13 protein-coding genes are annotated in these 16249 nt (G+C 44.4%); 5 read left to right on the top strand and 8 right to left on the bottom strand.

All coding sequences use genetic code 11. The features are described from left to right. Positions 1-30: 30 nt before the first annotated feature. Positions 31-1116 (bottom strand): grasp-with-spasm system SPASM domain peptide maturase, encoded by a 1086-nt coding sequence (gene gwsS, locus QWZ17_RS22275; RefSeq protein WP_290307528.1) that lies wholly within the window; start codon positions 1114-1116, stop codon positions 31-33. A 167-nt stretch (positions 1117-1283) separates the two neighbouring features. Then, positions 1284-1460, bottom strand: coding sequence for a hypothetical protein (locus QWZ17_RS22270; RefSeq protein WP_290307527.1), 177 nt, complete (start codon positions 1458-1460; stop codon positions 1284-1286). A gap of 260 nt (positions 1461-1720) precedes the next feature. Between QWZ17_RS22270 and QWZ17_RS22265 the strand changes: the two genes are divergently transcribed. Next, complete coding sequence (locus QWZ17_RS22265; protein WP_290307526.1) at positions 1721-2689, top strand: zinc-binding alcohol dehydrogenase family protein; 969 nt, start codon at positions 1721-1723, stop codon at positions 2687-2689. Between the two features lie 53 nt (positions 2690-2742). Here the strand turns inward: QWZ17_RS22265 and QWZ17_RS22260 are convergent, their stop codons facing one another. Continuing rightward, on the bottom strand, positions 2743-3183 hold the full coding sequence (locus tag QWZ17_RS22260) for a cupin domain-containing protein (protein WP_290307525.1): 441 nt from the start codon (positions 3181-3183) through the stop codon (positions 2743-2745). A gap of 190 nt (positions 3184-3373) precedes the next feature. Here QWZ17_RS22260 and QWZ17_RS22255 point away from each other — a divergent pair, with 190 nt between their 5' ends. Continuing rightward, positions 3374-5107, top strand: coding sequence for a glycoside hydrolase family 13 protein (locus tag QWZ17_RS22255; protein WP_290307524.1), 1734 nt, complete (start codon positions 3374-3376; stop codon positions 5105-5107). A gap of 5 nt (positions 5108-5112) precedes the next feature. Here QWZ17_RS22255 and QWZ17_RS22250 read toward each other — a convergent pair whose 3' ends face one another. After that, complete coding sequence (locus tag QWZ17_RS22250) at positions 5113-6057, bottom strand: helix-turn-helix domain-containing protein (RefSeq protein WP_290307523.1); 945 nt, start codon at positions 6055-6057, stop codon at positions 5113-5115. A gap of 161 nt (positions 6058-6218) precedes the next feature. Here QWZ17_RS22250 and QWZ17_RS22245 point away from each other — a divergent pair, with 161 nt between their 5' ends. Both QWZ17_RS22245 and QWZ17_RS22240 read left to right on the top strand, forming a co-directional pair. After that, positions 6219-6992 carry an SDR family oxidoreductase gene (locus QWZ17_RS22245; protein ID WP_290307522.1) on the top strand — a complete coding sequence of 258 codons (774 nt, stop codon included), beginning with the start codon at positions 6219-6221 and terminating at the stop codon, positions 6990-6992. Between the two features lie 85 nt (positions 6993-7077). After that, a complete protein-coding gene (locus QWZ17_RS22240; protein WP_290307521.1) occupies positions 7078-7983 on the top strand; it encodes a helix-turn-helix domain-containing protein in 906 nt (301 codons plus the stop codon). Between the two features lie 185 nt (positions 7984-8168). Here QWZ17_RS22240 and QWZ17_RS22235 read toward each other — a convergent pair whose 3' ends face one another. Further along, positions 8169-9290, bottom strand: coding sequence for an alpha/beta hydrolase (locus tag QWZ17_RS22235; protein WP_290307520.1), 1122 nt, complete (start codon positions 9288-9290; stop codon positions 8169-8171). Between the two features lie 351 nt (positions 9291-9641). Then, complete coding sequence (locus QWZ17_RS22230) at positions 9642-13121, bottom strand: gliding motility-associated C-terminal domain-containing protein (RefSeq protein WP_290307519.1); 3480 nt, start codon at positions 13119-13121, stop codon at positions 9642-9644. Positions 13122-13817: 696 nt separating this feature from the next. On the opposite strand from QWZ17_RS22230, the gene QWZ17_RS22225 reads away from it, so the two are divergent. After that, positions 13818-14315, top strand: a complete 498-nt coding sequence (locus QWZ17_RS22225; RefSeq protein WP_290307518.1) for a DUF3347 domain-containing protein — start codon at positions 13818-13820, stop codon at positions 14313-14315. 35 nt (positions 14316-14350) lie between these two features. Here the strand turns inward: QWZ17_RS22225 and QWZ17_RS22220 are convergent, their stop codons facing one another. Both QWZ17_RS22220 and QWZ17_RS22215 read right to left on the bottom strand, forming a co-directional pair. After that, positions 14351-15016: a peptidylprolyl isomerase gene (locus tag QWZ17_RS22220; protein ID WP_290307517.1), complete on the bottom strand. Its 666-nt coding sequence runs from the start codon at positions 15014-15016 to the stop codon at positions 14351-14353. 92 nt (positions 15017-15108) lie between these two features. Beyond that, the gene (locus tag QWZ17_RS22215; RefSeq protein ID WP_290307516.1) at positions 15109-16158 is read right to left on the bottom strand and encodes a hypothetical protein; all 1050 of its coding nucleotides are present in this window, start codon (positions 16156-16158) and stop codon (positions 15109-15111) included. Positions 16159-16249: the final 91 nt, after the last annotated feature.

The following is a 16249-nucleotide window of genomic DNA, read 5'->3' as shown; positions in this document are numbered from 1 at the left end:
AGGGTTAGATAAAAATTAATTTCATGCCTGCTATCGTGCTATGGTTTGATAAAATGGCTCGATGGTATCGTATCCAAACATTTCATCCGCTCCGGCTTCATGCTCCCATTGCGCCGAGTATGGGTCGTAACTGCATTTGAGTGGTTTGGATAATTTATCGTTCGGATCGGCCAGGAAAACCCGGCAGTCAATGCATACATACCTGTGTTCGCAATCACGGCAGGCTTTAAAATCATCTTTTTTAAGATGCCACATCGCTTCAAAGCCAGGCGCGTTTTTGAGTGCCTGCTCCAGGTTATCGCGGTATATATTGCCGTATACTATTGCAGATGATGGGCAGTTTTTGATATCGCCATTGGTATCAATGCCAACCTTGCGGTTAAGGCAGGTATTAAATTGTTGCGCTTCGGTAAAGGTTTTAACGTTAACAGCAAACGTGAACGGATCAATAATGCCACAGCAGGCGTTTGATTTAATAACCTGCTCAGTAAATAAAATATTCCCCATCGCCCCATCAAAAGCCCTCAATATGCGGGTTGCGGGCGAGGAATGAATAAACACCGATTTGATGTTAGGGTGTTTATCCGTAAGGAATTCAAAAAAGTTATCCCTTGTGGACCGGGCATATTCTACAATAATCTCAATGGATTTAAACAGGGAGGGCTTAAGCAGCTCCATCATCGCGCTTAACTCTTCAATGCTGCTTTTTCTGAAAAAACGAAGCTGTAGGTTGCGGCAGCCAACCCGGCTTAATGCCCGGAAAATAATGTCGAAGCTTACCTCGTGCTCATCGTCGATATCAATAATGGCGTTATCTATGTAAGATGTTGATTCGGTAACCGGAATAGTCAAATTGAGCGAGGTAACTGGGTTTAGGATGATTGATCCCAGGCCCCGCTCAATTAGGTAATGAATATGTTCATCAAGCAAATCTTTATGATCGCTGTGTTTTTCAAAAAGTAACTCCAGCGGGAGATCATTATCGGCCATCAGGATATCTGCTATCTCGTTGGGTATGTAATAAATCTCTTCCCGTTGCAGGTCGCATATCGAACTGCGTTTGTAGCCCCTTACCGGGATACAGTGCGGATGCAGGTTAAAATAATTATCGCCCATGTTTGATAACAATTGAGTTTAGATCAATAATGGTGGATAATGGTTTGTAAACCCCATCCGTACTGGATTTTAGCGCAAGCCGCGTGTTTTTAAACTTAAAGTAATACCGGTACTTACGATTAGCGCTCAAGCTGTTTTTTTGCAGTTTATCATTTTTTATAAGCTGTTTAAAACGGTTCCTGTAGCTTCTTTTCATGGGTAATGGTTTCTGGTATCAGTAAAAAATGCAGGTCGCGTAACGGCTTCCCTCCATCTGCTAAAAACACCAATAAAAACACCGGTAGCTGCTTGTTCTGGATCGAAAATAGGGATAAACAGCCCCTAAAACGACTAAAAAAGAGCATATTACACCAACGTGGATATTGTCTATACGAACGTGGATATTCGACAGAAAGTAAAAAAAGCAAGCCCCTGTTGAAATATTTTGATGATGGGCCGCGGCACAATACTCCAGGCTCTTTACCTGTATAGCTCCAAAAGATGGTAGCACTATATGAAAGCTATTTTGCTTACCCTTAATCTATCTTAAGCTTATTACTTAAACTATCTTATAGGTTGTCGTCGACTGTAAAGCTCAACTTTGTGGTAATTTATTAGCATAGCAATGAAAGCAGCAGTGACAACAAAAGCCGGCGAACCCGGTGTAATTCAAATACAAGATGTGCCTCAGCCAATAGTTAAAAACGGGTGGCTACTTATCCGAATAAAAGCGTTTGGCTTAAACCGCTCCGAAATTTTTACAAGGCAGGGGCATTCGCCGGGTGTAACGTTCCCCCGTATCCAAGGCATTGAATGTGTGGGCGAGGTGTTTGATGATCCATCCGGCACGTACCAGCCCGGTCAAAAAGTAGCTGCCATTATGGGCGGCATGGGCCGTGAGTTTAATGGCGGTTATGCCGAATTTACCTTGGTACCCCTTAATATTGTATTCCCTTTTGAAAGCCATTTGCCCTGGGAGGTATTGGGCGCTATCCCCGAAATGTTTCAAACCGTATCCGGCTCCTTAAACGAGGCCTTGGAAATAAAAAAGGGCGAAACATTATTGATCCGCGGCGGAACATCGTCTATCGGTATGTTAACCTGCCAGATGGCCAAAAACATGGGCTTAACCGTAATTGCCACCACCCGCAACGCCGGTAAAGCCGAACACCTCACCGCCAACGGGGCTGATTATGTTTTGGTAGACGATGGTAACATCGCCCCAGAACTTAAAACCATACTCCCTAACGGTGTTGATAAGGCGCTTGAACTTATAGGCATTGCCACACTTAAAGATTCGCTCCAATGCATCCGCCCTAAAGGAACAGTTTGTATGACCGGCATTTTGGGTGGCTCATGGACTATGCCCGAGTTTACACCCATGGGCGATATCCCATCTTTAGGCCGCCTCACCGTTTACATGGGTGGTGCCGAAAATTTAAATAAGGACTTGTTGCAGGCCTTTATTGACGATGTTAACAAAGGCGTTATCAACATCAATATCGACAGAACATTTTATTTAGATGAAGTTGTCGCCGCCCATACTTATATGGAAAGTAACCAAAGCAAGGGTAAAATAGTTGTATTAGCTTAAGCGGGTTTAAATATCCCTCCCCGGCCCCTGGTCATTCGATTTGGGGCTTTTTATTATGCCTGCTTTACTGGTTCCAAGCCATGGTTTTTCATAATAGTCAATACCTTTTGCATATCTGGTGGTCCGCCGGCGTTAATTACCGCAGCAATCTCACGAAAATATGCCGGGCCAATGTTTGCCGGAGATAGTGAACATAATGCTCTCACAGTTTCGCTATGCAGGTTATTAAAGCCATGTATCGTTCCCCTTTTAATGAAACAATGGTCGCCGGGCTTTAATTCATGAGTATCTGTGTCTATAAGTTGCGTTAGGGTTCCCTCCAATATATAAAGCGTTTCATCAACTTCTACATGAAAATGCGGCGCGGGTACTTTGGCATTCGGTGGTACTATCAACTCAAACTGTACCAGTGTGCCGGCCGTATCCTGGCCATCCAGCAAAAAGTTAAGCTCAAGGGCACCCATGCGTACGGTTTCTTTAAATTTAGGGAACATGATAAAATGAATTAGGTATATGATACAACTAAATTAAGCATGTTATAAATTAATGCAAAGTGCTGAACAGGAAATAATTAAACCGCCCATCCATTTTGCTCCCTCAATAAATTATGCTAATTTAAACTGCTTTTATAACCTAAGGGATTACCAATTATTCCTTCATCAATTCACGCTAAGCATTTTTATTATGAGCAGGATCATTAAATCTTTTGCCATTGTGGCGGTTTCTATGCTGATGAATACCGGCAGCAACGCGCAAACTGTGCCGGTTGGCAAGGATAGCATAGACCGTAAATGGTGGAAGGAAGCCATAGTTTACCAGGTTTATCCGCGCAGCTTTAAAGATAATGACGGCGATGGCATTGGCGACCTGAAGGGCATTATATCTAAGTTGGACTACATTAAAAGTTTGGGTGTAAACGTAGTTTGGCTTAACCCTATCTATAGTTCGCCCAATGATGATAATGGCTACGATGTGAGCGACTATCGCAACATTATGAAAGACTTTGGCACCATGGCCGATTTTGATGCCCTGTTAAAAGGTATGCACGACCGCGGCCTTAAACTGGTGATGGACCTGGTGGTAAACCATAGCAGCGACGAGCACGAATGGTTTAAACAAAGCCGCAGCTCGCGCACCAGCCCGTACCGCGAGTATTACCACTGGTGGAATGCAGAAAAAGGGAAACCGCCCTATCGTTACAGCCTGTTTGATGTAAACCACGATGCCTGGCGTTATGACTCCTTAACCAACGCCTATTACCTGCACTACTTTTCGCGCAAGCAGCCCGATCTGAACTGGGAAAACCCCAGGTTAAGGCAGGAGGTTTACGGCATTATGAAGTTTTGGGCCGATAAAGGAATCGACGGTTTCAGGCTGGATGCTTTCCAGTTTGCGGCCAAGGATACTACCTTTCCGGGTTTTCCTAAAGGATTTGAAAAAAACTTTACCCAATATTACGCCATGCAGGGTAATCTGCACGGATATCTGCAGGAAATGGACCGCGAGGTATTAAGCAAATACAACGTGATGAGCGTTGCCGAAGGCGCGGGCAATACTTTTGAGGATGCCCATAATTTAGTTGATGCCGATAGAAACGAATTGAACATGGCTTACGCCTTTGAGGGTGTGGATATTGCCAAACCCGATGGCTACAGCGTAGTTCATTTAAAACAAGTTTTCAGCAAATGGGATAGCGCCTTCGCGGCTAAAGGCTGGCTTTCGGTATTTTTAGCCAATCACGACCAGGCCCGGTTGGTGAGTCGCTTTGGTAACGATAGTGAGCAGTTCAGGGCGGTATCATCAAAAATGCTGACTACCTTTTTGCTTACCATGCGCGGCACGCCCTACTATTACAATGGCGATGAGTTGGGCATGACCAATGCCGGCTTTACCAAAATTGACGACTACCGCGATGTGCAAACTCTTAATGAGTACCAGCGCCAGAAGAACATAGGGGCCGATTTGCCCGCCTATATAAAACGGATAGGTTTTGAAAGCCGCGATAACGGCCGCACGCCGTTTCAGTGGGATGGCACCAAAAACGGGGGCTTTAGCAAAGGCACACCCTGGATAGCCAGCAACCCCAACTATAAAACCATCAACGCCGCCGCGCAGGAAAAAGACCCCAATAGTCCGCTCAACTATTTCCGTAAGATGGTAAAGCTTCGTAAGGACAACCTTGCTTTGGTTTACGGTAAGTATACCCTGTTGGACGAACAAAACCCCGATACCTATGCTTACACGCGGGAGCTTGAGGGCAAAAAACTATTAATCCTGTTAAACTTTAGCAGTAAAAAAGCCACTGCCCAAACGGGTTTAGATATCGGCAGCGCAGATGTTTTAGTCGGCAACTATGAACATCCTTCAAAAGATGGCTCATTGCAACCTTATGAGGCTGTGGTTTATCAGCTGAAGTAATTGGCCTACCCTACCTGGCTCCTAATCTCTATTGGCGATAAGGAGGTTTGCTTTTTAAAGAAGTTGGAAAAATGCGATAGCTGCTCAAAACCAAGGCTATAGGCAATCTCGGAGATATTCCAATCCGTTTGTTTAAGCAGTATCTTGGCTTCCTGTACCAGTCTGCCCGCGATATGTTCGGTAGTGGTTTTGCCGGTGCTTTCTTTTAAAACCTTATTGAGGTGATTGCTGTGGATGGCCAGCCTATCGGCATAATCTTTGGCCGTCCGCAGGCTTAGTTTTTGTTGTGGCGATGATACCGGGAACTGCCTTTCCAGCAGTTCAATAAATAACGATGATACCCTCGCCGATGCATTATGCGTGCCGCTGTTGGGCGTGTAGGGTTGCAGCTTTTGCCCGTAGTGAACCAGCTCCATCACAAAGTTGCGGATGAGGTCGAACTTGTACAGGTAATCCGATTGGGTTTCATTCTGCATCTTTTTAAACAAAGCAGCTACTTCGTCAGCCTGCTCGTTTGATAGCTGAAATATCGGGTAACCTCCCGGTTTGAAGATGGGTAACTCATCTAAAATAACCCCGCTTTTTGATTGCACCAGGAAATCATCGGTAAACAGGCAAAAATATCCTTTCTGATCCAGATCCTGTGGAATCCAATGGTAAGGAATCCTCGGCGTAGCAAACAGCAAAGCGTTTTGCTCAATGTTGATCACCTTATCGGCGTATTCGGCAACGTTTCGTCCGCGCACCAGGCTAATCTTATAATAAGCCTTGCGACTGTAAGGCATCGTTTCGGGCAGTTCGGTTAAACCCTGCATCAGGGTTTCGAGATTGAAAACGTTAAAGTGACCAATCTCCTTAGCGTTAAAACCAGCCGGTAACAGCGGATTAACCTCGCAATTCACAAATTCCGAAGTCTCTTTATAAAAATCAGCTATTGTGGTGATTGCCATGCCGTTTTTTTGATGTTCAACTCAAATTTAGCCAAAATAGCGTTTGGGCGTTTTTGTTTTTTTGTGTTGTTTGAATTTGATAAACAATAGATTGATGTTTACAAACGGCAGGGTGAAGCATTGCCGCATCTTTGTGCTGTTAACCATAAAGATACGAAAAAATGCTGTTAAAAAATAATACCATATTAATAACCGGGGGCACCAGCGGCCTGGGTTATGAGTTTGCCCTCAGACTGCTTGAACTGGGCAACACCGTAATTATTACCGGCCGCGACCAGACTAAATTAGATGAAACCCGCAAAGCCCTTCCTGGCATCCACACTTTTAAAAGTGATGTGAGCGACCCGGGGCAAATTCAGGAATTGTACACGCAGGTTACCACAAAGTTCCCCAAGTTAAATATGCTGATCAACAACGCGGGCATCATGCGCACCATAAACCTGCACGATGCTACTATTGGTCTGTTGGATATTACCAACGAAATAGAAATTAACCTGATGGGACCGATCCGCATGGTGCAGGCCTTTTTGCCGCATTTAAAGCAGCAGCAAACGGGGGCTATTGTAAATGTAACTTCGGGACTGGCGTTGGTTCCGTTCCCGGTTTCACCGGTTTATGGGGCTGCCAAGTCGGGGTTACGGTCGTATACCAAATCATTAAGGGTACAATTGAAAAACACCAATATCAAAGTGTTTGACCTGGTTGCCCCGGCTGCCAAAACACCCCTTAACGACAAGTTTTCCCAGGTTAATGGCTTCGACCCCAAAGCCATGATGGACCCGGTAAAGCTAATTGAAGGGGCCATTAAAGGCTTACAGGCAGATAAGTACGAGATTTTGCCCGGCCTGGCTAAAGTGATTAAAATCATGTCGAGACTGGCTCCGGAGTTTTTGCTGGGACAAACCGGTAAGGTTGGGGTTGAGTTGATGAGGTAGATGAGGCGGTAAAATGTTAAAAAACAGGGCCTGCCCCCTGTTTACCACTTGGCAAATCTTGCACTATTTCCTTAACTTCGATACAATGGACGTAACCACTTTAGATGAATTTTACAGGCAAACCGCCACGCTTATTCCCGAGGATATCAACAAGGAAATAGGTCATTTTAATGTGTTTAGCTTTGATGACCTGGCTGCAAAACGCAGCAAAAAGGGCGTTATGCCCTATAACAGGCGTACCTATTACAAAATCAGCATCATCAAGGGCCATAGCACGGCCGAGTACGCCGACAAGGTGATTAACATTGAGCAAAACGCCTTACTATTCGCTACGCCTAAAATTCCCTATAACTTTTACCCTGCTGATGGGCAACAGCAACATGGTTACTTCTGTATTTTTACAGATGAGTTTTTGGTGCAATCAAAAAGTGGCGTAGTATTGGACGATCTGCCAATTTTCAGACCCGGCGGCTACCCAATTTTTGAGGTAGGCGACGAAGAGGCAGCCGAGATCACCGCCATTTTTGCCAAGATGTATAAAGAGCTCTCGTCCAGCTATGTGTATAAGTACGATTTACTGCGTAACTACATCCTGGAGCTGATTCACTACGGTCAAAAGCTACAACCGGCCACTACACTTTATCCCTCGCATTCGGCTTCGGCAAGGGTGTCATCGTTATTCATTGAGCTGTTGGAGAGGCAGTTCCCTATCGAATCGCCCAATCAAAAGCTCAAACTTCGCACCGCTAAGGACTATGCCGACCGGCTGGCTGTGCACGTAAACCATCTTAACAAGGTTTTAAAGGAAAATACAGGCCAAACTACCACACATATTATCAGCAACAGGGTAATTAAAGAGGCCAAAATTCTGCTCAAACAAACCGACTGGAACATCTCCGAAATTGCTTACTGTCTCGGCTTTGAACAGGTAGCCCATTTCTCCAATTTTTTTAAAAAACAAACCACTTTGGCACCTATCGAGTTTAGGTAGCGTTATTTGAATTTTGCAAACTTTGCGCTTTTGATTTTTAATTAAAGCAAAGGTTTTTACGCCCTTTTACGTTCAAAACGGTACCAAAAACATACCAAAATACTACCGGTTGTTCACTTTTTACAACCAATTAATATCCATTTGTGCACCGTTAGCATCCGTTTGCGTACCACGTGATTTATTTATCATTGCATGGCCTTCGCGGGACGGTAATCTTTCCAAAGCCACTCCAGCGCTTCGGGTAGTGTTTGCTTTTTTACGTTATAATCAACGTGCCCGGCGTTGCGGGCAAAAATAAACTGGTATTGATAGTGCTTGCCGGCAAGTGCTTTTGCCATGTTTTCATTTGCCAGTACCCAGTCATGCATGCCATCCCGCATAACGTTTGGATTAAAAAGGTCCCTGTCGCCCACCTCCATCCAGATCCGTAGTGGCTTGCGTTTGGTTTTTTGAATCAGGTGCTCCGGAAACTCCCAGGCACCGTGTGGGGTTTGCGGGTTATGGGGCCATTGCTGGTTGATGTAGGTACCCGAATAGTTTAGTACACGGTGATACAGTTCGGGATGGTACCAGGCCATGATCAGGGCGCATGACCCGCCCGAACTGCCTCCCATGGTAGCCCTGCCGGCGGGGTCTTTGGTTAGTTTTACCTGGCACTTGCTTTCAACAAGGGGTAGTATTTCACTTTCAACAAATTCGGCATATAAACCGCTCATGGTATCGTACTCCAGGCCCCGTTGGCTGCCCTGGGCGTCGCCGCTGCCGTTCCCGATCGCAATGGCAATCATGGGCGGTACCTTGCCTGCCGCAATCAGGTTATCCAATACCGTAAAAAGCAAATCGTCGGGCCCGTCGGCTCCAATGATGAACGGTGCCGCGGTACTTGGTACGTACTGTTTTGGAACATATACAGAAACTTGCCGGGTGTAGGGAGCCGGATGGCTGGTAGTGACAGTTAATTTGGCAGGGTCGGCCGGATCTGGCGTGCCAAATGTACCGGGATCACGGGCAATGCCCGGGTAAATTTTGCTATCCTTAGAGTCTATTGTAAAGTGATATATGGTTCCCTGTGGTACACCTACCTGTACCATCGATTCTGGCGCGGGATTATGGGTTGCACCGATAACAAAGTTTCCATTTATACTGGGCGAGGGATTGGTGCCATCCGGCAATTCGGTGGCCGATACATAACCCGGCGTATGCGGATCGCGGGTTGGCACCTGGGCCATCGCCGGGTTTATGCGCTGTGTGATGTAAAACAACGTACCGAAAACTATGGCACGGATAATCATTTTAGATCGCTTCATTTATTTGGGTTTAAGGGAGATGAACGTATGCACGCACCTTAAATTTAGAACTTATTATGGCGGTATCAAAATTTGGTTGATTTATTTATTGGAGACTTTGCACGCGGACCAAAGTGGGAAAATAGCTTTTAGAATTTCCAGGTTTATTTAGGCTAAGGCCACTTTGTTTATCGCTTTTTGCCGCCCCATAAAGGCGACGGCAATGAATTTTCAAATAGGTTTCAAGCCTGCTTTTTTAATTCATTGCCGTTTTGAGTTTAGCCAACGATTAATTAAAGTAACCATAAAAGAGGTTTTAACCCCAAAATTGCAGAGTTGGTTTCTAAAAGCGATTTCCTTGTTTTGAGTGCCTCACCTCAACAACGTTAAACTGCCCGATAATATGCTGCAACTGGTGCTTAAATTGATGATGTAATAATACACGGCAGCAGGTAATTTTTTTCCATTCATAGTACCGTTAAAAGGCTGTGCATAACCCTTTGATTCAAATACTTTTTGCCCCTGGCGGTTAAAAACCTGCACGAGCGATGCCGGATAGTTTTCAATGCCAGGGATGGTCCAGTAATCGTTAACGCCATCATTGTTAGGAGTAAACGTATTGGGAATATTGGTGCTGGCAATGCCTACGCCAATTTGTACAGGAGCGCGGGCGCTTTCGCAAGTGCCCGAAAATTGACTCACGTAAACAGTTGTATTGGTTTGCACATCTACCTTAAAAACACCATCCGGCCGGGTGTCTGCCGGGAGAGTGCCTGTTTGAGAGGTGTATAAATGATAGCTGTATATGGTTTGCGGATTATTAACCTTTACCAGCACATAGCCGGGGCTGCATAACTGCACGTTATTAACAACGGGTAACGGAATATCGTTTTCCTGGTTTTGTACATGGTAAATTGATGAAACCAGGCTATTACAATTGCGGGCGTCGTTAACCTGCAGGGTATAATCGCCGGCATTAAGACCTGTAAGATCAGCGCTGACCGAAACAATATTATTGTTAACATCAGTCCATTGGTAGGTATAAGGCGGCACGCCACCGGTTACCTTAATATTTTTGATACTTCCTGTTTTTTGCGTGCATTGGTCATCCGTGATTTCTGCCGAACCTGTAACCAATTGAAGTGGGGGGATGGCGGCCACGGCGTAATCTTTAAACAGGGTTTCGCAACCATTTTGATCGGTAAGGTAAAGCCGGTAGCTGCCCTCCGCCAAATTTTTTGCCTGGTTATCGGTAGCTACAGTTGCCCCCAGGCTGTTCACCCATCGTGCAGCTTTGACTATCGCATCGGTAGCTACGGAAATAAAACCATTACTTTGGCCCTGGCAGGTGTTTTGTATAGTGGCCTGGTAGGCGGGGTAAATAGTTGGCGGCAACAAATCGATATGGTACGTTTTACTGGATTTAAGGCAGCCAAATGAGTTAGATGCGTTAAGGGTATAATCGCCGGCTGCCGTGGCATTTAAATCTGTAGTGGTGGCAATCACGTTATTGTGTGCGTCAACCCATTTATAATCTGTTGCGCCACTTACCTGTATGCCACTTACCGCTCCGTTATTATTGCTACAGGTAGCCGGCGTAGTTTGCGCTTTGCTTTCATCAAGGGTAATGCCGTTTACTTCGGGTATCTGAATAACGGTGGAATATACAGGGCCGCATTGGGTGTTATCGGTAATTTGTAAAGTGTATTGCCCGGCCGGCTGGCCGGTTAAATCGGCGGTGGTGCCAACTTCCTGCTGCGAGGCGTTTTTCCAGCTGTACACCACTGTGCCGGAGCCGGTAGCGGTTATCCCGGTGATAGAACCAACAGATTGCCCGCAGTTGGTTGGCTCAACAACAGCTTTGGATTGATCAATGTTGGGGCCTGTGGTGTTTTTAAGCACCACCGGGCCGTAATTAGCAGTACAGCCATCTGAAGTTTTAACGGTTAAAAGATAGCTTCCGGCAGGCAAACTTTCAACATCGGAACCAGATCCTACAACCATCCCGCTTCCGTTGGTCCATGTTTCGCTACTGATTTGGGATAAAGGATCATAAATAAACAGTCCTTTTATAGCGCCGGTGTTGGCTCCGCAGCTGATATCGGTTTTGGTTAACCCGTCATCATAAATCCTTAACCTGTTATCGTTAATCTGAAAAGGGTCGCTGATGATACAGCCATCCCCCAATACCAGCTGATAGGTTCCCTGTTTTCCTGTTTTGAAATCTAAATCTGTGGATACCTTGTTTCCCTGGTCATCTATCCAATAATAAGAGAGCCCCGCCGGAACCTTCAGGCCCGTGATAGAGGCCTGGGCGTTACACCGTAAATTGGTTATAACCATGTTTTGGGTATTAATTTCGAACGTTTTGAATGCCGATGTTCTTTTGTTTATGGATGCAGAAGCGTAAAAGATGCCCGAAAAGTTTAACGGGCCGCTATGCCAATGCCCGGTATTATCCGCGGTTGTTGTTTCAACAAGAGTCCTGATACTGCATTTAGCAAAATCACAGGATTCGGACGAGTAAATTTCAATTGTCGCGCCCGGATCGGCAGTGCCGGATATGGCAGTTTGCGTAGGGTTTTTCACAACCTGGTCTATCGAGATGGGCGGAAGAGGCTTGCTGGCATAGGTGCCATATACGTTACCAGAAACGCATTCATAATCGTTGTTCCTGATAAATATATTAGACGAATTTTCGGTCACAACCGCAGAAACGCAATTTGCAAGGAAGTTCTTTTTTGTTGGGTCAGCGCCGCCAATTGTTACTTGAGCTGTGCAATAGTGAAACGCAATGGGGGCACCATCATTTGGGTGCGAGTTAAGGTCCAGGTTGGTTGATCCGTCTTTGGAGATACCTAAATAATTATTATAGAAATTGATAACACCGGCCACCGTGTTTAAAATAAAGGCATTACTAAAGCTCCCGGCAACATTGTTTTCAATATTCATATTAACCGTTGCCAGTACGCTGCTGTCAAAATCTGCCGGACCGGTATAACTTACATTTTCTGTAGATAGGTGGATAAACGTACCCTCCTGGAACATAAAACTAATGGTTTTGCCATCCTGGAACACGCCGAACAGATTCGACTTTACAGCGATATTGTTGCCGGTTGATTTTTGAGAAAAAACTAAGTCTACGAGCGTAAAAAAAACGTTTCCCTCATTGGCATTGCCTCCTATGGTAATATTATTACATTTATAAATACTCAAGGGCGTGGTATAGTCATATATACCAATTTCGTCTTCATCAAAATCGTTGTGTTCGCCTAATCCAATAACATTGCTTTGCAGCGTTACAAAGTTTACGTTGCTTAAGTTTACAGAGTTTATGTTAAAACCCCGTATCATGTTACCTTTCCCCGCACTTCCAATAATAATGTTGGTTGATTGTGATATATTAATGCCGGTTCGGGCCTGCAAATCCGGGCGTGATACGTTACCACCGGTATAATCATATATGTAAAGACCGTAAAACTCAACGTCGTTTAACCCTGTACCGGTGAAGGTTGTAATAGTGATGTAATTACGGGGTGTGGCAATTTTAACCATGGCATTGCTTTTGCCAAATGGTGTTCCGGCTTGCGTTGTGCCATCAATTACCAAATTTGATGACAGGTTGGGCAATTGACTAACCAATGTTATCGTTCTGCCGGTTTCTGTTAAATCGGGTAAATTAAATATAATGAGGTCTTTTAGGGTACTGCCGTTGGCCGACGCTTGCGTTAATGCGTCCCTGAGCGTTCCCGGGCCGGCGTCGGCGTTGCTGGTAACCGTGAATACGGTGCCATGGGCTTTTATACTCAAAAACAAAAACAGGATGAAAAGGAATGGTATTCTTAATATCATAGACAAGGCAAAGCGCTTTAAAATTAATTATTTATGCGGGATTTGTGCGTGCGGTGGGCATTTTATCATTGTTGTTTCCGTTCGGGGCTGAAACCGTTAGTAAAAGCATTTACATAGGGCGATATATGCAGCTATGTATCGCCCCGCGTGTTGGAATTAGTATGCCATAATGTTTTACTATCTGGAAAATCGCTTTTAAACTTTTATAGCTCATTTTGGCTAAAGCCAGCTCGTTTATTTCTTTTTTCCGCCCCATAAATGGGACGGCAATGAGTTTTAAAATAACTTTCAAGTCTGACTTTTTTATTCATTGCCGTTTTGGCTTTAGCCAACGGTTAATGAAAGTAACCAGCAAGGTGGCTTTAGCCCCAAATTGCAGAGTTGGATTCTAAAAGCGATTTCCCCGGTTTTACTATACAGGGAAATCGCTTTTAAACTTTAAACTGATAAGGAGGCACCTACGGAGCCTTGTTTTTAGAACTAATTTGACTATAAACACGGGACTCCCCTGGAGTCTGTTTAATGCAATTTAAAACTCCGTTAGGAGTATCGTGTTTATAGGTTTAAAATCATCTGTCTTTTTGACTCCTTAGGTGTCTCCTTTTTAAAAGCGATTTCCTTCTTTTTACTATGCCATTTTAAACAGTTTGCTATATAAATCGTAAATTCATCCATCGTTTATCAATAAACAACATCATGAAAGTTTTAAAGACCGCTACTTTAAGTATCCTGTATGTATTGCTCTTTACCATAGGTGTCGGTGCACAGGATAAAGTGTTAAAAGAACCGGTAAATACGGTAATAAATAACTACCTGGCACTAAAAAACACATTGATAACTGCCGATGGTGATGCCGCGGAGATTAAAGCGAAGACATTATTAAATTCAGTTAGCGCGATACCCAAAGCCGGATTAAGTACCGATGTTACCGACCTGGTTGCCAAACTGGCGTATGATAGCAGGCACATCAGCGAAGTAAATAAAGTACCACATCAGCGGGAACATTTTGCCAGCCTATCCTATAATTTATACACCCTGGTAAAAAAACTGAGGATTAATAACACGGTGCTTTATCGCCAGTACTGCACCATGACTAAAAACTATTTCCTGAGCGAATCTGACAAGGGGCGCGACCCTTATATGGGTATGGCCAATTGTACTAAAGTGACGGAAACCTTGCCGGCATTTAGATAGGTGATACCGGTGTTTGCGCCTTGTTGTGACACGACCTACTTCAAAATCTTATCCGCCTCCTTATCCGTAAGCAAAGTTAACTTCATCCAAACCGGCGTATCGGGGTTTCCCGCTTTATCAACTTTTACAGCGGTGATCTTGTCTATAAGGTCTATCCCTTTTACAATTTCGCCAAACACGGTATAATGCTGATCGAGGCGGGGCGTGCCGCCGATGGTGCGGTAAGCGTTGCGCTGTTCGGCGGTAAAATGGTTTTTGTATTTTATTTCGATTGCATCCAATTGCTCGTCGGTATAGGTTTTGCCATCCACAATATAAAACTGGGTAGTAAAGGACGATTCGGCCGCATTGCCGTCGCGCCCCATCGCTACCACTCCCCTGTGATGATAAAGTTCGGGCACAAACTCGGGCGCTATCCAATACATTTCGGGCTTTAACACGTGGCCTTTTTCATACAAAGAATCCTGGTCGCCGCCCTGTATCACAAAGTTTTTGAGGATGCGGTTAAAGGTGGTGGCATCAAAATAGTGGCTTTTAACCAGTTTGATAAAGTTATCGCGGTGCACCGGCGTTTCATTATACAATTTTACCAGGCACCAGCCTTGCGGCGTTTCTATTTTAACGTATTGATTTTTTTGCTGGGCGAATGTGCTTATACAAAAGCCCCAGATGAGGGCCATCAGCAGAATTGATTTTTTCAAATGACTATAGTTTACAAAGCGTTAGCGAACACTAATTTATATAAAAAGATTATTTTTTTTTGGCGCATTAAACGCGCCTGATAAATATCCGCTTAGTGGCGGTTTAACCAGGTAAGTATTTTTGTTGTGTACTCTGTTTGCTTTACAGTTTTGTCGCTATCGGTACTGTTAAGATAATGATCGCAGCCAACGCATGGGTCGTACGTCAAATTTGTTTTTCCAAGCCGCATAAAATCCAACAGAACATAATCCAGGCCGTAAATGGGCGAGTTATTATCGGCGGTACTCACTATCATATAAATGGGAATGTGCAGCATCCTCAGTTTTTCAAACGGAGGGTTAAGGCCAAAGCTTGCCCACCTTTTGTATGAGTGCCCATCGTACTGTAGTGTTGAACTTTCCGGGTGTCGGTAAATATCTTTAATTTGTTTCAAATTGGCATCAATACTATCCTGGGCTTGTTGTTGCGTAACTTCGTTATGGGCAGCCTTAATCCGCCAGCCAATAATCCGGTCGTAAAATTGATTTAAACCACTGCCAACCACAGGTATAATATGTGTTACCCGCTTGTCGGCAACGGCTAAAGAAGGCACCACCTGCCCCCCTTCCGAATAACCATAAGCAACAATTTTGCCCCGGTTCCAAAAGCGATGCGTAATGAGGTACGATATCACTTTTTTAGTTGCCTGCACCCGCCAGTTTAAACTAAGCCGTTGGTTATATTCCTTTGAAAAAGCATAGCTGGAAATTAAAGCATGTTCATCATAATGTTTGATGTCATTTGGTGTACTTATGCTATCGCAAAACGGCGTGCCTGGTTTGCCCAGCACAATGTAATGAAATTGGTTTTTTGTGGCATCCTTAAGCTGGCTGTTAAAGGTATTTAAAGTGGCGCCAAAGCCCTTGCCTTTAATATAAACACAAAGCGGAAGCCCGCCGCTACCGTTAACCTCAATAAAAAGAGGCTTCTTTTTTTGTATATTTTCGGTGCTTACATAAAATCGTATTAGCCCCAGTTTTTTATCCTGTAAACTAAACTCCTTTAGCCCGTAATCAGCTGGTTTCAGTGGCTGGGCGTTTAAGCGTGCGGTTAAACAACCTAAAAATATTACAGGCAAAAATAAATGTTTAAGATAAGGCATGCTAACAAATTTATTTTTGAAGATACTTAAATTTACTAAACCGTGCCACTATATTAAGGGTGCTACAGGGCTGTTTTATATGCGATATTTT

It is taken from the genome of Mucilaginibacter flavus (assembly GCF_030409315.1).
In the GTDB taxonomy this organism is placed as follows: Bacteria; Bacteroidota; Bacteroidia; order Sphingobacteriales; family Sphingobacteriaceae; genus Mucilaginibacter; species Mucilaginibacter flavus.
The sequence above is the reverse complement of the archived record's forward strand: the minus strand, read 5'-3'. Positions and strand labels throughout refer to the sequence as shown.

Bases quoted from the DNA above. Each gene is read 5' to 3' on its own strand.
- QWZ17_RS22245 (WP_290307522.1), top strand. From the start codon at position 6,219: ATGCTGTTAAAAAATAATACCATATTAATAACCGGGGGCACCAGCGGC.
- QWZ17_RS22225 (WP_290307518.1), top strand. From the start codon at position 13,818: ATGAAAGTTTTAAAGACCGCTACTTTAAGTATCCTGTATGTATTGCTC.
- QWZ17_RS22250 (WP_290307523.1), bottom strand. From the start codon at position 6,057: ATGGCAATCACCACAATAGCTGATTTTTATAAAGAGACTTCGGAATTT.
- gwsS (WP_290307528.1), bottom strand. From the start codon at position 1,116: ATGGGCGATAATTATTTTAACCTGCATCCGCACTGTATCCCGGTAAGG.
- QWZ17_RS22215 (WP_290307516.1), bottom strand. From the start codon at position 16,158: ATGCCTTATCTTAAACATTTATTTTTGCCTGTAATATTTTTAGGTTGT.
- QWZ17_RS22230 (WP_290307519.1), bottom strand. From the start codon at position 13,121: ATGATATTAAGAATACCATTCCTTTTCATCCTGTTTTTGTTTTTGAGT.
- QWZ17_RS22255 (WP_290307524.1), top strand. From the start codon at position 3,374: ATGAGCAGGATCATTAAATCTTTTGCCATTGTGGCGGTTTCTATGCTG.
- QWZ17_RS22265 (WP_290307526.1), top strand. From the start codon at position 1,721: ATGAAAGCAGCAGTGACAACAAAAGCCGGCGAACCCGGTGTAATTCAA.
- QWZ17_RS22240 (WP_290307521.1), top strand. From the start codon at position 7,078: ATGGACGTAACCACTTTAGATGAATTTTACAGGCAAACCGCCACGCTT.
- QWZ17_RS22235 (WP_290307520.1), bottom strand. From the start codon at position 9,290: ATGAAGCGATCTAAAATGATTATCCGTGCCATAGTTTTCGGTACGTTG.
- QWZ17_RS22260 (WP_290307525.1), bottom strand. From the start codon at position 3,183: ATGTTCCCTAAATTTAAAGAAACCGTACGCATGGGTGCCCTTGAGCTT.
- QWZ17_RS22270 (WP_290307527.1), bottom strand. From the start codon at position 1,460: ATGCTCTTTTTTAGTCGTTTTAGGGGCTGTTTATCCCTATTTTCGATC.